Source organism: Aestuariivirga sp. (genome assembly GCF_044239095.1).
Lineage (GTDB): Bacteria > Pseudomonadota > Alphaproteobacteria > Rhizobiales > Aestuariivirgaceae > Aestuariivirga.
In genome coordinates, this window is sequence record NZ_JBIICB010000006.1 from 22,391 (window position 1) to 38,018 (window position 15,628).

Genomic DNA, 15,628 nt, shown 5'->3' on the forward strand with positions numbered 1-15,628 from the left:
GAATTCTGCTCTTGCGGATGATGATTTGAGCAACGGCTCGCGGGGAGAACGCATTCGATGGACATCGCCAAACCCTATCTCCTGTTCCTCGGCGATGTGCCAGACCAGCTCGCCGCCAAGACCGCCATGGGCATCGTGGACTGGCGGCCAGAATGGTGCGTGGGGCAGATGCGGCTTCCAGGCTGCAAGGCGGACACGGGCCTTCCCGATCTCTCGATCGCCGAGGCTGTGGCGAAGGGCGCCAGAACCATGGTGGTCGGCGTCGCCAATGCAGGCGGCGTGCTGCCGGAGCATTGGGTCACGGAAATCGTCGCGGCACTCGCGGCAGGCCTCGATGTTGCCACCGGCCTGCACAAGCGGCTCGGCTCCATTCCGGAAATCGCCGAGGCCGCGGCAAGGCATGGCCGCAGGCTCCACGACGTGCGCTTCTCCGATATCAGCTTCGCCACCGGCAAGGGCACGAAGCGGCAGGGCATGCGCCTCCTGACCGTCGGCACCGATTGCTCGGTCGGCAAGAAATACACAGCCCTCGCCATCGACCGCGAGATGCACAGGCGCGGGCTCTCCTCCGACTTCCGGGCGACGGGGCAGACGGGCGTGCTGATTTCGGGCCGCGGCGTGGCGCTCGATGCGGTGGTGGCGGATTTCATCTCAGGCGCGGCCGAATGGATATCGCCCGAGAACGCACCCGATCACTGGGACATCGTGGAAGGACAGGGCTCGCTCTTTCACCCGTCCTTCGCGGGCGTCACCCTGGGGCTGCTGCACGGCTCCCAGCCCGATTGCTTCGTCGTCTGCCATGAGCCGACGCGCGCTACCATGCGCGGCGTGAAGCATCCCCTGCCCTCGATCCGGCAGGTCATCGACCGCACCATCATCGAAGGCTCCCTTACCAATCCGGCCATTACCTGCATCGGCATCGCCATCAACACCGAGCATCTCTCCGGCGAGGTGGCCCTCGCCTATCTCAAGGAAACCGGCGAGGCCCATGGCCTTCCCTGTGTCGATCCGATCCGCACGGGCCCAGGCCCGATCGTCGACGCGCTGATCAGCCGCTACGGACGCTGACATGCCGCAGCTGACGATCACGGAGGAACGCTGGCCCATTGCCGGCAGCTTCACCATTTCGCGCGGGGCCAAGACCGAGGCCCATGTGGTGACGGTGACTTTGGCCGAAGGCCGCCACACCGGCCGCGGCGAATGCGTGCCCTATCCACGCTATGCTGAAACCGTGCCGCAGGTGATGGCGGTGCTGGAGAACGCGCGCGGGCGGATCGAGGCCGGCATCACGCGGGCGGACATTGCCTCACTCATCGCGCCGCACGCCGCCCGCAACGCGCTCGACTGTGCGCTGTGGGATCTCGAAGCCAAAAAGGCCGGACAACCCGCCTGGCAGCTGGCGGGCCTTCCCGAGCCAAAGCCCGTCATCACCGCCTATACGCTGAGCCTCGACACGCCCGAGGCGATGGGCGAGGCCGCGGCGAAAGCGTCCCACCGCCCGCTCCTAAAGCTGAAACTCGGCCGCGAGGGTGATGCCATGCGCCTGCAGTTCATCCGCCGCAACGCACCTTCAAGCCGCCTCATCGTGGATGCCAATGAGGGCTGGACGCCAGAGAACCTGGCCTCGATGCTGGCCGCCTGCGCCGATCAAGGCGTGGAACTCGTGGAACAGCCGCTGCCCGCCGGCAATGACGAGGCCTTGCGGCACATCGCCCGGGCTGTCACCGTTTGCGCCGATGAATCCGCCCACGGCATCGGCTCGCTGGACGATCTCGCCGGCAAATATGATGCGATCAACATCAAGCTGGACAAGACGGGCGGGCTCACACCCGCCATCGCGCTCGCCCATGCAGCGCGTGACAGGGGCCTCGGCATCATGGTCGGCTGCATGCTGGCCACCTCGCTGGCCATGGCGCCGGCCTTCCTGCTGGCGCCCTTCGCCGAGGTAGTCGACCTCGACGGGCCGCTGCTTCTGAAGACAGACCGCACGCCCGCCATCAGGTTTGACGGCAGCACCATGCACCCGCCCCCCGTTACGCTCTGGGGCTGACTGCCTTCAGCACCAGCGCCAGGACGAAGGCCAGCGCCGCATAACCGGCCATCACGAAATAGGCGCCGCCGCCAAACGTCCCGTAGAGCCAGCCTGAGGCCCACATGGTGGAGGAAAGCAGCACCCCGCTCGCCAGCATCGAGTAAAGGCCTTGCGCGGTGTTGCGCATGTTCTCAGGCACGCGCTCCCGGATGAAATGCATGGTGCCAAGATGGGTGAAGCCGAAGGAGGCCGCATGCATCGCCTGCACCGCGAACAGGATGGCAAGCGGCGGCTCGAGCCCGGTAACGGTCCAGCGCAGCGTGGCGAGCCCCGTTCCCACCACGATCAGACCGACGGAGCCCAGCGCGCGGTGAAAGCGGTTGGAGAAGGCGAACATCAGCACCTCCGTCAGCACGCCCAACGCCCACAGCTTGCCGATGGTGAAGGTCGAAAGCCCCAGATCGACGTAATGCACCGAGCCGAAGGCATAAAGGAAGCCGTGGCTCGCCTGCCCCAGCCCCGCCGCCAGCAGGAACAGCACAAAAGACAGCGAACTCACCACCACCAGGGCCGCGCCGAAGCGCAAGGGCTCGGCCTTCACGGGGCGCACCGCCTGGTCATGCGGCAGCAGCAGGGCAAACAGCGCGCCCACGCCCTGCGCGCCCGCGATCAGCAGGATCACCGACCCCACCGGAACAATCTCGAGCAGTGCGCCGCCGAGCACGCTTCCCGCCAGGAAGCTGAGCGAGGCCCACAGCCTGATGCGGCCATAGTCGAGCCCGTAGCGGGCACTTCCCTCCACCGCCAACACCTCGCTGAGCGGCACCACGGGGGCGAGCAGCGCGGCGGCCAGCATGGCGGCGATCAGGATGGGCCAGAAGCCGCTTGCCACATGCATCAGCCCATAGGCGAGGAAGGAGCCGGCCGCGCAGGCGATGATCACCGCGCGCCGCCGGCGGGTCAGGTCAGCCGACAATGTGCCGAGAGGAATGGCGATGATGCGCACCGCCATCATCATCGCAACGACCAGCGCCACCTCGGAATCGGGCAAGCCCCTGTCCTTCAGCCACAGCGGCAGAAAAGGCAGCTGGATGCCGGTGCCAAGGAACAGCGCGGCATTGAACAGCGAAAGCCTCAGGCTGAAGTTGCGGGATGACATGATGGCATGCAGATCTTTTGACCCGCGTCTAAACCAAAGATTCACCACTCGCCATGATTATACGCAGGTGATGTGCCCTGCGACCGCTGCAGGGGTCCGGCCTGTTGCCGTCTGTTGTGAGTGGAGTTCCGATGCCGCCGAAACACATGCAGCCTGAGGATTTCGACGTGATCCAGGAGGCCGTGATGGAAACCGCGCGCGGCCGCTGGTTCCTGGACCAGTATGCAGCACGGCTGCGGGCAGCTGAGACCCAGAGCCTCGCTGCCAGCATGAAACGGCTGGAAACGGCACTCTCCTCGAACCATGATGAGATCATGACCCGGCTCGCCACGGCGCTTGACCGGGGGTCTGCAAGCCCCCGCCCCGCGGTTGCGGAGCCGGAACTGGCGCCCCGCCACATGAAGTATTACCGCAACGACGAGGACATCTTCGAGCCCGCCCCGCATGCCCGGATCGCGGCCGTGCCGGACATCGCCCTCCTGCCAGACCTGCCGCCGGAGCCTGCCCACGCTGATGAGCCGGAAGCGCCGCTCAAGCGCCGCATCGTCATCATCCGCCACAAGCCGGGCGAGCAGATCGACGTGCCGCTGGCTGACGACCTCGCCAAGGCGTCGTGAGCCTCAGATCTCCCGCCTGAGAACCCTGGCGAACATCTCCGCATCGCAATTGCCGCCGGACGCGATGACCCCGATCGCCCGGCCCTGCGTGATGATCCTGCCGTGGAGCGCTGCAGCAAGCGCCACCGCACCGCCCGGTTCCAGCACCAGCTTCAATTCCGCGAAGGCAAAACGCATGGCCTCAGCCGCCTCCGCGTCGGTGACGGTCAGGCCTGCGCCCACCAGGCCCCGGTTGATGGCGAAGGTCATCTCGCCGGGAGACACCGACATCAAGGCATCGCAGATCGAGCCCGAGGGCTTCGCATTGGCCACGATCCGCCCGCTTGCCAGCGAGCGCGCATAATCATCGAAGCCCACAGGCTCCACCGTGTGGACAAGCGTCGCGGGCGAGGCCGCCGCCATGGCGAGCGTGATGCCAGCCGTCAGGCCGCCGCCGGAGCAGCAGACCAGCACGGCATCGAGCGTCAACCCGCGCAATCTCGCTTCCTCCGCCAGTTCGAGCCCCGCCGTGCCCTGTCCCGCGATGATGCCGGGGTGCTCGAAGGGCGGCACCAGCACCGCGCCGCGCGCCTCCGCATGGGCCGCGGCGATTGCCTCGCGTGACTGCGTGGCGCGGTCATAGGTGACGACCTCCGCACCATGGGCGCGCGTATTGTCCTGCTTGATGCGCGGGGTGTCGGCCGGCATCACGATCAACGCCGGAAGCCCCCTGATGGCAGCGGCAGCCGCAACGCCCTGCGCATGGTTGCCGGAGGAATAGGCCACGACCCCTCCCGGGGCCGATGCGGCATCAAGCTGCGAGATGCAGTTCCACGCCCCCCTGAACTTGAAGGAGCCGGTCCTCTGCAGGCACTCCGCCTTGACCAGCACGCGGCCCCCGCACAGCGCATTGAGCCGTGGCGACTCGATCACCGGCGTCTTTACGGCAAAGCCCTCGAGCCGCCTTGCGGCCAGTGCCACGTCATCGCTTGTCGGCAGCATCATCGATCCCCCACGCAGTCCAGCATAGCGGAAGGCATCCGAGGTTTGCTAGAACTTAGGTCCGCAAACCGGAACAGACCATGACCCGCGATCCCCGCTACGACATCCTCTTCGAACCCATCCGCATCGGCCCGCATGTGGCGCGCAACCGTTTCTACCAGGTGCCGCATTGCAATGGCATGGGCCACCGCGATGCCTCGGCACTGGCCGCCATGCGCGGCATGAAGGCGGAAGGTGGCTGGGCCGTGGTCTGCACCGAGATGGTGGAGATCCACCACACGGCGGATGTCTCGCCCTATGTCGAGCTCCGCCTGTGGAGCGATCACGACATTCCCATGCTGGCGCGCATCGCGGAGAAGGTTCACGAGCATTCCTCGCTGGCGGGCATCGAACTTTGTCATTCGGGCTATACCGCCAGCAACCTCGCCACCCGTGAGGTGCCAATCGCCGCCAGCCCCATGCCCACCGCCAGCTATTTCAACGATCCCGTCACGGCGCGCGGCATGGACCGCGAGGACATCCGAAACCTCCGCCGCGCCCACCGCCAGGCGGCGCTCAGGTCGAAGCAGGCGGGCTTCGACCTCGTCTATGTCTATGCCGGCCACGGGCTGGGGATCTTCCAGCACTTCCTCTCGCGCGCCACCAATTTCCGCACCGACGAATATGGCGGTTCGCTGGAGAACCGCGCCCGCCTGCTTCGCGAAGTGATCGCGGATACCAAGGACGCCGTCGGCGATGTCTGCGCCGTGCCAGTGCGCATTGCCATGCATGAATTCAACGGCTCCGCAGGCCTTGAGCCCGCCGAGGTCGAGGATGCCATCGCCATGATGGCGGAACTCCCTGACCTGTGGGACCTCTCGCTCTCCGACTGGTCGAAAGATTCCCAGACCTCGCGTTTCGCCGAGGAGGGTTTCCAGGAGCCCTATATCAAGGGTGTGAAGAAGCTCACCACGAAGCCCGTGGTCGGTGTCGGCCGCTACACCTCGCCTGACACGATGGTGCGCGTCATCCGGCAGGGCATCATGGACATGATCGGCGCGGCGCGCCCCTCGATCGCCGATCCCTTCCTCCCGAGCAAGATCGAGCAGGGCCGCCTCGACGACATCCGCGAGTGCATCGGCTGCAATGTCTGCGTCACCCATGATTTCACCATGACGCCGCTCCGCTGCACCCAGAATCCCTCGATGGGCGAGGAATGGCGGCGCGGCTGGCACCCGGAGAAGATCAGGCCGAAGGAGGAGGACAAGCACATCCTCGTCGTCGGCGCGGGCCCCGCGGGGCTGGAGGCCGCCCGCGCCCTGGGCCAGCGCGGCTACCAGGTGACGCTGGCCGACGCCGCCTCCGAGGCCGGTGGCCGCGTCGCGCGCGAATGCCGCCTCCCCGGCCTTTCCGCCTGGGGCCGGGTGCGCGACTGGCGCATGCTGCAGATCAACAAGATGCCCAATGTGGCACTCTACCTCGAAAGCGAAATGACGCCCGAGACCATCGCGGAGCTGGGGGCGGACCACGTGCTTCTCGCCACCGGCTCCGAATGGCTGCGCGACGGCACGGGCCGCCACTTCGTCCATCCCTGCCCCATGGCGGAGGGTGCCTGCGTGCTGACGCCGGACGACATCATGGCAGGGCGCCGGCCGGGATCGAAGACGGTCATCCTCTACGACGACGATCACTACTACATGGGCGGTGTCCTGGCCGAACTCCTGGCGCGGGAGGACCATGCCGTGACACTTGTCACCCCTGCCGCCATCGCCTCATCCTATACCAAGGCCTCGCTCGAGCAGAAGGCGATCCAGGCACGGCTGCTGAAGCTCGGCGTCAGGATCATCGCCAATCATGCCGTGTCGGCCATCGCCTGCGACCATGTGACCCTCGACTGCGTGTTCACCGGTGAGGCGGTCCGGCTCGAGGCGGGTGCCTGCGTGCTCGTCACCTCGCGCCGGCCGGTTGACGGGCTCTGGCCTGCGCTTGAGGCGCAAGGCATTGCAGCAACGCGGGCTGGCGACTGTTTCGGGCCGGGCACCATCGCGGCCGCCGTTCATTCCGGGCGGAAATTCGCGGAAGACTTCGGCAAGCCCACGCCGGATTTCCTCGACCTTCCCTTCCGGCGCGAGGTAACCGCCCTCAGCTGACCCAGAACTTGCCTCATTCCTGCCGAAGGAAAGCACTAGACAGAGCGCAATTAAGGCACCATTTACCGTTGTGATTGAGTGTCAGAAAACGGTCAGACCAGGGGATAGAACAGTGCTGTCGCGCCGCGCCTTCAACCGCCGTCTTCTTGCCATGGGCAGCATGCTCGTCATGGGCTCCGGCCTCGCCAGGGCAGAGGAGCAGGTGTTCACGAGCTCGCTCGGCACCACCACGCGGCAGGCAAACCCCAACAATTCGAAGCTTGCCACCCAGACGGAAGTGGTGGCCGGCCAGGACCAGGCGCCGATGCTGAGCGCCACCTCATTCGAGTCGCTGCAGGGCGGGATCGCCATGTATGAGGAATTCGTGGCGGGCGGAGGCTGGCAGCCGCTGGAGCCCGGAACGCTGAAGAAGGGCTCCAAGGGCGATGCCGTCCTTGCACTCCGCCAGCGCCTCGTGCTGGAAAACTACGTTCCCTTCGATACGCTGGGCGTCCCGCAAGCGGCCGTCTACGACGATGAACTGGAAGAAAGCGTACGCGCCTTCCAGATCAACCATGGCGTGCTGCCCTCCGGCATCATGGGCGAGAAGACGCTGGCCCAACTCAACATCCCCGCTGATACCAGGCTCGGCGCGCTGCGTGAGAACCTCGGACGCGTCGAAGCCTATGCGCAGGGCCTGACCGACCGGTCGATCCTCGTCAACATCCCCGGCGCGCAGCTCGAGACGGTCGAATTCGGCCGCGTCTATTCCCGCCACAACATCGTGGTCGGCAAGCTGGAGCGTCCCTCACCCACGCTTGCCTCGACGGTGAGCGACATCAACTTCAATCCTTACTGGAAGATCCCGGCCTCCATCGTGGCGCGCGACATCGTGCCGAAATATATGGAGGATCCGTCCTATCTCGACGTCAATCACATCCGCGTGTTCGACGGGGTGGGCGGGCCAGAGATCGACCCGCTGTTCATCGACTGGCCCTCGACCGACCCGGAGCGCTACTTCTTCCGCCAGGAGCCGGGCGCCCACAATTCGCTGGGCACCGTGAAGATCAATTTCAAGAACGACCACATGGTCTACATGCATGACACACCCCACCGCGAGGCCTTCGGCCGCAACCTGCGCTTTGAAAGCTCAGGCTGCGTGCGCATCGACCAGGTCGAGACCGTGGTGAAGTGGATCCTCGACCGCAGCGCCTCGCCGCTGACGGCTTATGACTATGAGATGATCGTGGCCAATGTCGAGCAGTACGACCAGAAGATCGAAAACGGCCCCGACGTGCGCTGGATGTACCTCACCGCCTGGGCCACCGAAGACGGCCGCGTGAACTTCCGCCCCGACGTCTACGGCCTCGACGGCACCGGCTTCATCTACGGCCAGCCCCAGCCCAAGACCTACTAAACGGATTGAACCCTTCGTCCTCTCCCGCGCGCGGGAGAGGAGAGGGACCGCGAACTCCGGACCAAGGGCAGCGCCTGCATCCCCTTATCTCCCCATTGCCTGCGCAACGGGCCCCTTCTCCCGCAGTAGAAGCGGGAGAAGACCGGACAGAGCGCGGCTTCGAGGTTCGCGTTGCACAATCACGCCCGCAGTTCTATCGCTTGCTCCGGCAACAAACCGGACAAGACGATGACCCGCAGCTATTACGCCCCCACCGGCGGCCACCCGCCGCAGACCGATCTCCTCACTGGACGCGCGGTCTTCACCGAGGCCTATGCGGTCATTCCCAAAGGCGTCATGCGCGACATCGTGACGAGCCTCCTGCCCTTCTGGGACAAGACCAGGGCCTGGGTCATCGCGCGGCCGCTGTCGGGCTTTGCCGAGACCTTCTCGCAATACATCATGGAAGTGGCCCCCGGCGGCGGCAGCGAAAAGCCGGAGCTGGAGCCGGATGCGCAGGGCGTGCTCTTCGTCGTCGAGGGCGAGATGGTTCTGACACTCGATGGCAACCGCCACCTGCTGAAAACCGGAGGCTATGCCTATCTACCGCCCGGCGCAGCCTGGACACTCAGGAATGAATCGGGTGCAGCCGTGCGCTTCCACTGGGTGCGCAAGGCCTATGAAAAGGTGGACGGCATCGGCTTGCCGCAAGCCTTCATCACCTCCGATGAAGAGGTGAAGCCCGTTGCCATGCCCGGCACCAACGGCACCTGGGCCACCTCGCGCTTCGCGGACCCCAACGACATCCGCCATGACATGCATGTGAACATCGTGACCTTCGAGCCCGGCGGCACGATCCCCTTCGCCGAGACGCATGTGATGGAACACGGCCTCTATGTGCTTGAAGGCAAGGCCGTCTACCGCCTCAACAACGACTGGGTGGAAGTCGAGGCCGGCGACTTCATGTGGCTGCGCGCCTTCTGCCCGCAGGCCTGCTATGCAGGCGGGCCCGGGCGCTTCCGCTACCTGCTCTACAAGGACGTGAACCGCCACATGAAGCTGAAGAGCCCGTTCGCGCGCTGAGCAGCAGGAGGCCAATGCCGGGAAGGCGCCAGCGGTGCCTGCATTTCCGGCTTAGCGCGCGCTCCGACCAGTGGGCTCATCTTGTCGAAAGGAACCCGCGCATGATCAATTGCTTGAGCATGATCTTGTCGCAAAAGTGGTTTCCACTCTTGCGGATCATGTTCTGAAGTAGCAGATCATTTCACCAGTTCGATGTCGTTGAGCTGCCAGCTCTTGTCAAAATAGGCTTCAGTTGCCGCATAGAAGCGGAAATAGGGGAACCAGCCCTTGCCGGGTGTTGTCTTGATCCAGTTCGGCGCATTGGCCGGACGCTCCGGCCCGAAAAAGACGTCCACCGAGCCATCGGCATTGGTGACGAGATCGGGCTTGCGGGAGCTCAGGTCTGCGGCACCCTGATCCGTCATCACGGGTCCGCGTGTCACGTTGTCATAAAGCGTAATGGACCAGAACTGTTTCACCGGCGGGTTGGGCTCCACCCGCATCCGGTAGGTCTTGCCGCCGTCGAGCCAGTTGCCGTCCTTGTCCTTCGAGGTCTCGAGATAGACCTGCCCGAAGCCGACGATGCGGCCCTGCATGCCAGCCGACATGCCGATCGCCTCATAGAACCAGGATGAGCGCTCATCGAACTGCACGCGGGTTTTGTCCGGCGCCTCCTGGTCGAGGTCGAACAGCACCGCATATTCCCACTGCTTGCCGGGATAGACGCTGGCGCCTTGCGTGCGCTTGTCATAGGCGACGGTGCGCGCCATCAACTCGCCGACCTTGGCGGCGTCAGTCAGGATCTTCGTCTGGCGCGCATCCGGGGCGAATGGCTGGCCCGGCGCTATGCCGAGCGGGGCCAGCATGCCGAACATCATGCGGTCACGCGGGGCCACCGGCTCATCGGCATAGAGTTCGGCAAGCAGCTTCCAGTATTCGAGCGTGTCGGGCTGGGCTGATTGCCAGGCCCGTCCACCCACATCGCTGAATTTTGTGGCTGCGGGCGCTGCGCGCTGGTCCCAGCCATAGATGCTGAACTTGCGCAGCGTGGCCTCGGCCTTGGCCTTGTCCGGGTCGAGACCGCGCGTGCCGAACCACACCTGGTTGGAGGGTGCGCGGAACACCAGATAGCCCGGCGCATCGACGTCAGGGCTGCCCGGCGGCAGGATCAGATATTTGCCCCCCTTGCCCTTGTCAGGCCCGGTCTGGCCCATGTCGGTGATCGGCTGTTGCCAGATGTCCAGAACGCCACCCGCCGTGAGGCCCTCAGGCACGTCCACCACCATCGCACCCTGCTTCGCCAGGTCCCAGAAGCTGAAGGCATAGAGGGTGGTGATGTTCGGCGTCAGCATGCCAGCCTTGTCGGCCAGGTCGCGGTAGAACATGATCTCGCCATTGGCGGCACCCAGCGTCTTGGCCTGGGCATCATAGAGCGCCTTGAAGCCGACGGCGGGCAGCGCCCAGAGATAGGCCTGCGTGGCGCGCTGGAAGTCCATCTCGTCATAGAGCCGGTCGGCCGTTTCGCGGCTGGGGTAGCCATTCTCCAGCGTGAGATCGCCAAGCCTGGTTGGCACGGCCTGGGATGAGGCGGCAGAGGCAGGTACCATCGCGCAAATCGCCGCGCCCAGTGCGAACATTGCTGCAAAAGTCATACGTTTCCGGTGAATGGCCATGTGCTGTGCTCCTTGCGCTATGCACATCACATAGTTGAAGTCGCGATACCGATGAAGTAGCCTGCTGATACAGAAATGGTATCGCGTGTCCGCCATGCTCGACCGCCTGAAAGCCGCGCTTGTCCTTGCCGAGACCCTGAACTTCCATCGTGCCGCCGAGCGGCTGGACATGAGCCAGCCGCAGCTCACGCGCATCATCAAATCGCTTGAAGGCGACATGGGCATTACCCTTTTCGCGCGCGGGCCGCAGGGCGTTGCCCTGACGCCGGGCGGCGCGCGCGCCCTCAAGGAGGCGGCGGTTCTCGTCAAGGCGGAGGCCGTCTTCACCCGCAAGATCGAGGCGCTGCGCAGCAGCGCTTCTGAGACGCTACGGATTGCGGTTGGCGCCTTCATCTCCCAATCATGGGCGAGTGCCGCCGTCACCGCCATGAAGGCCGCCGATACCGGCATCTCGATCAGCCTTCGGGAACTCGACTGGTGGAAGCTCTCCGAGGCGGTCCACGACGGTGAATTCGATCTCGCCATCGGCGAGCTGAGCGAGGCGAACAAGAACCCGGACCTCACGAAGGAAGCCTTTCCGGAACGCAAAGGCAGCATCATCGTGCGCGGCGGGCACCAGCTTGCCGGCCGCAACCAGGTGACAATGGAAGAGCTTGCACGCTTCCCCCTCGCGGGGCCGCGCCTGCCGGGCCGCATCGCCCAGCTGCTGCCGCCTGCCTGCGGCTTGGGGGCCCTGTCGGAGGACGGACGGTTCTTTGTCCCCGTCATCGAATGCGCTACACCGCGCTCGATGATTGACGTGGTTTCGGCCTCCAACGCCGTCTGCATGCTCTGGCCGGAATACTGCACCGAGCAACTGAAATCCGGTGCGCTCAGCGAATTGCCCTTCCACCCGCCGTGGCTGAAAGTGGCGCAGGGCATCATGTACCGGCGCAACCAGCCGCTGTCGAAGGCAGCGCTCGCCTTCCGCGCCGTGGCACGGAGCGCCGAGCGGCAATACTTCCGGCACCGGCCGCAATGACACGGCAGACCGCCGCACGCGCGTCCTTTGCGGAGCTCTTCACGCCGAAGCTCGTCACCGTGCTGCGCGAGGGCTATGGCCTCAGGCACCTGCGCATGGATGCGGTGTCGGGCCTCACCGTGGCGATCGTGGCGCTTCCGCTCTCCATGGCGATCGCGATCGCGTCGGGCGCAACACCGGCGCAAGGGCTCTACACGGCGGCCGCCGGCGGCTTCATCGTCTCCCTGCTTGGCGGATCGCGCTTCCAGATCGGGGGCCCCGCGGGCGCCTTCATCGTGCTGGTGGGAACGACCGTCGCGGCGCATGGCATGGACGGGCTGATCCTCGCTACCCTGGTCTCGGGCGTGCTGCTGGCGCTCATCGGCTTCCTCAGGCTCGGCACCTTCATCAAGTTCATCCCCTTCCCCGTCACGGTTGGTTTCACCGCGGGGATTGCCATGATCATCTTCGCCAGCCAGCTGAGGGAGCTTCTCGGCCTGACACTGCCGGGACCAGAGCCAGGTCCGCTGATCGAGAAATTTCCCGTGCTGTGGCAGGCGCTTCCCACGCTCTCCCCCTGGGCGCTCGCCCTGTCGCTCGGCACGGCGGGCGTGATCCTGGGGCTCAAGGCGCTTCGCCCGCACTGGCCTGGCATGCTGATCGCCGTGGCGCTCGCCGCGGCGGCCACCGCCCTTCTGGGCCTGCCGGTTGCCACCATCGGCTCGAAGTTCGGCGGCATTCCGAACATGCTGCCCGCGCCATCCCTGCCGGAGATGTCATGGGCGAAGCTCATTGCGGTGCTGCCAGCCGCCATCTCCTTCACGCTGCTGGGGGCAATCGAGTCGCTGCTTTCCGCCGTGGTGGCGGATGGCATGACAGGCCGCCGCCACCGCTCGAACTGCGAACTCGTCGCACAAGGTGTGGCCAATGTGGGCTCCGCCCTGTTCGGCGGCTTCTGCGTGACGGGCACCATCGCGCGGACCGCCACGAACGTGCGGGCTGGCGCGCACGGGCCGGTGTCGGGCATGCTGCATGCGGTCTACATCCTGGTGTTCATGGCGATTGCCGCTCCGCTCGCCGCCTTCATCCCGCTCGCCGCACTGGCCGGCGTTCTCGCCATCGTCGCCTGGAACATGGTGGAGAAGAGCGCCATCTCAGTGTTGCTGCGCTCAGGCTGGGGTGATGCCGCGGTGCTCTCCGCCACCTTCTTCCTCACCATCTTCCGCGACCTGACGGAGGCGATCATCGTCGGCTTCGCGCTGGGGTCGGTGCTGTTCATCCACCGCATGTCACAGGCAACCGCGGTTGAGACGGACACACCCTTCGTCGGCGAGGACATGGCCGATTCGGCCCAGCCGCGGGGCAGCTACGATGACGCGATCGCCGCCAATCCGGATGTCGTCATCTACCGCATCACCGGGGCCTTCTTCTTCGGCGCCGCAGCCTCGATCGCCTCCGTGCTGGACCGCATCCAGGATACGCACAAGGCTCTGATCATCGATTTCTCGGCGGTGCCTTTCCTCGATTCGACCGGCGCGCATGTGATGGAGGGGCTTGCCAGCAAGACGGCGCGGCGCGGCGTCAGCCTGTTCGTGTCGGGCGCGAACCCCGGCATCCGCCAGGCGCTGCTGACCCACGGCGTCAGGCCGCCGGCGGTGCAGTTCACGGCCTCGACGGCCGAAGCCCTCAGCCGTTTTCGCGCCGCGCCGGCCGCCTGAAGCGGGCAAGCAACGGCCGGCGCCTGCGGCCTGCCTGCAGGCGCGAGAGACCGTGCTCGGTCTTGTTCCAGTGGAAGGGCGAGGTCATGAATTGCCACAGCGCCAGCCAGGCAGCACCCGACATCAGCAGCCAGTAGATGGGCATGGTGGCCAGCGTTCCGCCCCAGCCGGAAATGCCGCGCAGCCGCAACGCCCGGTGCGTCAGCATGATGGCCAGGGCATAGCCTGCGATGAAGACCAGAAGGTTGAGCCCGGCCACCAGCGCGAACACGGCGCCGCCGTCCTCCGGCAGCATGGGATGGAGCGCCAGGAGCACGACCGTCGCCGCAAGGCAGATCGGATGCAGGAGAGCTGACGCAAAGACGCCGATCGTGACCGCCTGGGCCACCCAGAAGCCCGCCGGGCCCAGTTCGCGCATCAACCGGCGCGGCGCGCGCATATGCACCAGCCAGGTGGCGAGAAAACCCTTCAGCCAGCGCGCGCGCTGCCGCATCCAGTTGGGGAGCCGCGTGTTCGCCTCTTCATGGGTGAGGCTGTCGAGCGTGCCCGTGGCGTAGCCGTGGCGTGCAAGGCGCAGGCCCAGGTCGGCATCCTCCGTCACATTGAAGGCGTCCCATGCGCCCACCTGCCGGAGCACCGCCGTGCGGAAATGGTTGGATGTGCCGCCCAGCGGCAGCGGCAGCCGGTGGTCTGCCAGAACGGGCAGAAGAAGGCCAAACAGCATCGCATATTCGGCCGTGAACTGCCGGGTGAGCCAGTTCTCCCCGGGATTGAAGAAGGTGAGCTGCGCCTGGAGGCAGGCGAGTTCCGGCCCTTCCTGCGCAAACCGGCTGGCCGCCGCCGCGAGCTGGCCAGGCTCTGGAATGTCCTCGGCATCATAGATGGTGAGAAGATCGCCGCGGCAGAACGGCAAGGCATAGTTCAATGCGCGGGGCTTGGTCTGCGGCTTTCCCGCCGGAACCACGATGACCTCGACGTGTTCAGGCAACGGCAACGCGGCCAGCGCCGCCTGCATGCCGACGTCCTCCTCTTCAAGGATCAGCTTGATGTCGAGTTTGCCCGGCGGATAGCGCAGCCGCGAGAGGGCCCACATGAGCTGCTTCAGGACGGACGTTTCGCGGAACAGCGGCACCAGCACGGAATAGACTGGAAGCGCGGCGTCGCTCATCCGTCCGGGTTCGGGCGCCGCCGCCCGCTGCACCGGCGGCATGAGGCACAGCAGGCGCAGCGCGACGACAGAGAGAAAGAACAGCCCGCCCACCGCGGAGGCCGCAAGCCAGAAGACGCCAGCAGGCAGCAGCAGCCCACCTGCCGTGACCGTGAGCGCGATGGCCGCCAGCCCTGCCGCCTGTGGCGTCGTCAGCCGCTGCCGCGCCGAGGCATGTGGCATGCGCTTCGCCAGCCCGAGCGTGGCCTCTGCCAGAAGATACGGTCCGTGGACGCCGCGCGCGGCGGCGATCAGGTCATGTGCTTCGGCATAGCCCACGACCTTGCAGCCGCGCCTTTGTCCCTCGGCCAGGGCGGCAGGCCCGCATGCGGCGTGGAGCACCATGCCAGGCAGGCTCAGCACGGGCAGCAGCCTGGATTGCAGCGCGGCTTCCAGTTCCTCCGGCGGCAGGCGGCGCAGCATGCCGCACAATGTCTCGCGGTCGATACGGGGCAAGACATCCGCCTCGCTCCCCGCTATTATGGGCAGCGGTGCAGGAGCCTCCCCAAAACCGTCATGGCCACCTGCTTCGAACATACGCACCTGTTTGGTTGACGTAACGTAAATGAAGCGACGTTCGGTCATCTCGGCAACTGTCTGCGCAGTGTTTTTTCTTCTGGTTATGCAATCAGAAGTTGCATACACCCAGGAAACAGCGGCGCGTGCCTATGACCC

12 protein-coding genes are annotated in these 15,628 nt (G+C 65.8%); 8 read left to right on the plus strand and 4 right to left on the minus strand.

All coding sequences use genetic code 11. The features are described from left to right. Nucleotides 1-57: 57 nt before the first annotated feature. Together dgcN and dgcA are read left to right on the plus strand one after the other, a co-directional pair. Nucleotides 58-1,068 (plus strand): N-acetyltransferase DgcN, encoded by a 1,011-nt coding sequence (dgcN, locus tag ACILRA_RS01235; protein WP_395660269.1) that lies wholly within the window; start codon nucleotides 58-60, stop codon nucleotides 1,066-1,068. A gap of 1 nt (nucleotide 1,069) precedes the next feature. Next, nucleotides 1,070-2,050 (plus strand): N-acetyl-D-Glu racemase DgcA, encoded by a 981-nt coding sequence (gene dgcA, locus ACILRA_RS01240; protein WP_395660270.1) that lies wholly within the window; start codon nucleotides 1,070-1,072, stop codon nucleotides 2,048-2,050. Here the strand turns inward: dgcA and ACILRA_RS01245 are convergent. Continuing rightward, nucleotides 2,034-3,191 carry an MFS transporter gene (locus ACILRA_RS01245; RefSeq protein WP_395660271.1) on the minus strand — a complete coding sequence of 386 codons (1,158 nt, stop codon included), beginning with the start codon at nucleotides 3,189-3,191 and terminating at the stop codon, nucleotides 2,034-2,036. The two genes, dgcA and ACILRA_RS01245, sit on opposite strands and share 17 nt — an antisense overlap. A 131-nt stretch (nucleotides 3,192-3,322) precedes the next feature. Between ACILRA_RS01245 and ACILRA_RS01250 the strand changes: the two genes are divergently transcribed. Beyond that, nucleotides 3,323-3,808, plus strand: coding sequence for a hypothetical protein (locus ACILRA_RS01250; RefSeq protein WP_395660272.1), 486 nt, complete (start codon nucleotides 3,323-3,325; stop codon nucleotides 3,806-3,808). Between the two features lie 3 nt (nucleotides 3,809-3,811). Here ACILRA_RS01250 and ACILRA_RS01255 read toward each other — a convergent pair whose 3' ends face one another. Beyond that, complete coding sequence (locus ACILRA_RS01255; protein ID WP_395660273.1) at nucleotides 3,812-4,792, minus strand: threonine/serine dehydratase; 981 nt, start codon at nucleotides 4,790-4,792, stop codon at nucleotides 3,812-3,814. Between the two features lie 77 nt (nucleotides 4,793-4,869). Here ACILRA_RS01255 and ACILRA_RS01260 point away from each other — a divergent pair, with 77 nt between their 5' ends. The 3 genes from ACILRA_RS01260 (at nucleotide 4,870) to ACILRA_RS01270 (ending at nucleotide 9,376) form a co-directional block, all read left to right on the plus strand. Beyond that, nucleotides 4,870-6,918 (plus strand): FAD-dependent oxidoreductase, encoded by a 2,049-nt coding sequence (locus ACILRA_RS01260; protein WP_395660274.1) that lies wholly within the window; start codon nucleotides 4,870-4,872, stop codon nucleotides 6,916-6,918. A 112-nt stretch (nucleotides 6,919-7,030) separates the two neighbouring features. Further along, on the plus strand, nucleotides 7,031-8,314 hold the full coding sequence (locus tag ACILRA_RS01265) for a L,D-transpeptidase family protein (protein ID WP_395660275.1): 1,284 nt from the start codon (nucleotides 7,031-7,033) through the stop codon (nucleotides 8,312-8,314). Between the two features lie 228 nt (nucleotides 8,315-8,542). Continuing rightward, nucleotides 8,543-9,376 carry a bifunctional allantoicase/(S)-ureidoglycine aminohydrolase gene (locus tag ACILRA_RS01270; protein WP_395660276.1) on the plus strand — a complete coding sequence of 278 codons (834 nt, stop codon included), beginning with the start codon at nucleotides 8,543-8,545 and terminating at the stop codon, nucleotides 9,374-9,376. Nucleotides 9,377-9,552: 176 nt separating this feature from the next. Here ACILRA_RS01270 and ACILRA_RS01275 read toward each other — a convergent pair whose 3' ends face one another. Beyond that, nucleotides 9,553-11,028 carry a DUF1254 domain-containing protein gene (locus ACILRA_RS01275; protein WP_395660277.1) on the minus strand — a complete coding sequence of 492 codons (1,476 nt, stop codon included), beginning with the start codon at nucleotides 11,026-11,028 and terminating at the stop codon, nucleotides 9,553-9,555. Nucleotides 11,029-11,122: 94 nt separating this feature from the next. Here ACILRA_RS01275 and ACILRA_RS01280 point away from each other — a divergent pair, with 94 nt between their 5' ends. Then, on the plus strand, nucleotides 11,123-12,049 hold the full coding sequence (locus ACILRA_RS01280) for a LysR family transcriptional regulator (protein WP_395660281.1): 927 nt from the start codon (nucleotides 11,123-11,125) through the stop codon (nucleotides 12,047-12,049). Then, nucleotides 12,046-13,746, plus strand: coding sequence for a SulP family inorganic anion transporter (locus tag ACILRA_RS01285; RefSeq protein ID WP_395660278.1), 1,701 nt, complete (start codon nucleotides 12,046-12,048; stop codon nucleotides 13,744-13,746). Before ACILRA_RS01280 ends, ACILRA_RS01285 begins: the two co-directional genes overlap by 4 nt. On the opposite strand, the gene ACILRA_RS01290 is transcribed toward ACILRA_RS01285, so the two are convergent. Continuing rightward, on the minus strand, nucleotides 13,715-15,409 hold the full coding sequence (locus ACILRA_RS01290; RefSeq protein WP_395660279.1) for a glycosyltransferase: 1,695 nt from the start codon (nucleotides 15,407-15,409) through the stop codon (nucleotides 13,715-13,717). The two genes, ACILRA_RS01285 and ACILRA_RS01290, sit on opposite strands and share 32 nt — an antisense overlap. Between the last annotated feature and the right edge of the window lie 219 nt (nucleotides 15,410-15,628).

Excerpts from the sequence above, each read along its gene's own strand:
- ACILRA_RS01275 (WP_395660277.1), bottom strand. The coding sequence starts at position 11,028 with ATGGCCATTCACCGGAAACGTATGACTTTTGCAGCAATGTTCGCACTG.
- ACILRA_RS01280 (WP_395660281.1), top strand. The coding sequence starts at position 11,123 with ATGCTCGACCGCCTGAAAGCCGCGCTTGTCCTTGCCGAGACCCTGAAC.
- dgcA (WP_395660270.1), top strand. The coding sequence starts at position 1,070 with ATGCCGCAGCTGACGATCACGGAGGAACGCTGGCCCATTGCCGGCAGC.
- dgcN (WP_395660269.1), top strand. The coding sequence starts at position 58 with ATGGACATCGCCAAACCCTATCTCCTGTTCCTCGGCGATGTGCCAGAC.
- ACILRA_RS01255 (WP_395660273.1), bottom strand. The coding sequence starts at position 4,792 with ATGATGCTGCCGACAAGCGATGACGTGGCACTGGCCGCAAGGCGGCTC.
- ACILRA_RS01250 (WP_395660272.1), top strand. The coding sequence starts at position 3,323 with ATGCCGCCGAAACACATGCAGCCTGAGGATTTCGACGTGATCCAGGAG.
- ACILRA_RS01245 (WP_395660271.1), bottom strand. The coding sequence starts at position 3,191 with ATGTCATCCCGCAACTTCAGCCTGAGGCTTTCGCTGTTCAATGCCGCG.
- ACILRA_RS01285 (WP_395660278.1), top strand. The coding sequence starts at position 12,046 with ATGACACGGCAGACCGCCGCACGCGCGTCCTTTGCGGAGCTCTTCACG.
- ACILRA_RS01270 (WP_395660276.1), top strand. The coding sequence starts at position 8,543 with ATGACCCGCAGCTATTACGCCCCCACCGGCGGCCACCCGCCGCAGACC.
- ACILRA_RS01260 (WP_395660274.1), top strand. The coding sequence starts at position 4,870 with ATGACCCGCGATCCCCGCTACGACATCCTCTTCGAACCCATCCGCATC.